The 1,831-nt window shown below is 48.5% G+C and carries 1 protein-coding gene and 1 tRNA gene; one reads left to right on the plus strand and one right to left on the minus strand.

The genetic code is table 11. The annotated features are described in order from the left end of the window. Positions 1 to 29: 29 nt before the first annotated feature. Positions 30 to 101: transfer RNA gene (locus tag QCH34_RS11840), tRNA-Arg, on the plus strand. Between the two features lie 79 nt (positions 102 to 180). On the opposite strand, the gene QCH34_RS11845 is transcribed toward QCH34_RS11840, so the two are convergent. Beyond that, on the minus strand, positions 181 to 1,770 hold the full coding sequence (locus QCH34_RS11845) for a hypothetical protein (protein ID WP_300334441.1): 1,590 nt from the start codon (positions 1,768 to 1,770) through the stop codon (positions 181 to 183). Positions 1,771 to 1,831: the final 61 nt, after the last annotated feature.

Genomic DNA, 1,831 nt, shown 5'->3' on the forward strand with positions numbered 1-1,831 from the left:
TTAATATCTTATGCTGCGAAATGTGTGGTGGATCCATGGGGTAGCGGATATCCTCTTGGGCTTCGGACCCAAGGACGCGGGTTCGATTCCCGCTGGGTCCGTTCGGTTGTATTCTCAGATAAAGGTACCAATCGATACCGTACACACATTTCTGTGCAGATGGTTCAAAAAAATGGATAATTATTCTATCCTGATGTAGGCTCTCTCCGGTTCGCTCAAACTGAACTGCAAAATTGCTTTCTTCACCCCCGCATCATCGGAGTTTACGGTGACCCGCAGATAATACTCCATGCGCGGAAGGGTCTCGGTCATAATTTTCACCGTATCGGATGTTCTCGAAGCCGGCACCGTTTTTTCACCCCAACCCCCGAGGCTGTACCCACCATCTTCGGGACGATACTCGACTCTCTCCACGAGGAAGTCTCCTTCACCGGTATAATTGAGTTCCCACCCAAACTCCATGTATTCCGGTGTCCATGCAATTACCGTCAGGTTCCAGAGTTCCAGATTTGCTACCGTCCCGGCAGTTGCAGTGAGATTCGGTGACACCGAGATCTGCTGGCTAGGCAGTGGAATGGTGGTGTTCCCATCCTGGTTGGTGAACGTGATGTACGAATCGTCATCGAAGAGGCTGAAGTTCAGCGTCTCGGAGATTGAGGCATTCACCCGCATGGTAAACGTTGTCTCCCATGTCTCCTTGATGCTGATATTGCCCACATTGTAGTGGAAGTTATTGTCATCAAGCCAGTCGGACGTCCGGTCCTCCCAGCGGGGGTAATCTTCGTGATGCTGATAGGGAGTATACGGATCGATTGTCCAGTTGTAGTAGTCGATGGCAGTGGAATCAGGATCATTCGGGACATAGGTAAGAATCTGTTCTGCAGTCCAGTTGAGCGACTCCACGTTGTTGATGAGCTTGATGCCCATCTCGGTGTTCACACCCGCCTCCTTCATGAGAGCCTCCCTGACGGCATCAAAAGCTGCGCAAAGTTCCTCTTCATTTGCCGCGTAGAAGAACTGTCCTCCCGTCACATCGGTAAGTACCCTGAGATCACTCTCAATTGATGATGGATTGCCCGTTGGATAATAAATCAAGTATATTTTTATGTCGTTTGCTTTCGCATAGTTTGCCATATTCTGGTGTTCATCACTGAGATCCGGAAACCTCGTCCATGTAGCAGAGTTTTTATTATCAAAACCGAGTGGATCCTCAGAGCCGTCACCACTTTTTGCCAAGGGATGACCCCAGTACATCCAGTAGTTCTGCATAAGTAGTACGATCGCCTTCACCTCGGCATCTGACCGCTCATTTTTGCTCATATAATTTATCGCTTCATAAAGTCCAAGGCGGAGAGGAGCGCTTGCCTGGCCTGTTTTTGAACTTTTTAACGGAACCGTATCCCAGAGCGCATCTTCATGATTCAGCCAGTGTTCTGTACCGGTAGAATAATCGAGAATTATTGGGGCATAATTTGAGTATACCGTCTTGGCAAATCCAGGATAATTATCCTTTTTCAGGTAATCCTCATCATCACCTGGCGATCCATCCTTACCAATATTTTTTGCCCAGTTGCATTCGCCAGGTAAAGTGCCGACAAGATCTTTCCCAGAACCCTCTCTTAAAATATTCGCAGTATTGTCCGGGAAAAATGTCGTATCATTCGTCACATCACCATAGGGGATGAACGCTACCCTGTCAGAATCGCGATCGAGCCCTTCACCTGTTCCACCTTTCAACAACCGCATTGCCGCCTCCCGCGCCCATTCCATTCTATCTCTGTCTTCACCGCGACTTTTCTCTGAAATAAGCATATCCTCCGATCGATCAAGC

This window comes from Methanocalculus sp., from assembly GCF_029762515.1.
Lineage (GTDB): Archaea > Halobacteriota > Methanomicrobia > Methanomicrobiales > Methanocorpusculaceae > Methanocalculus.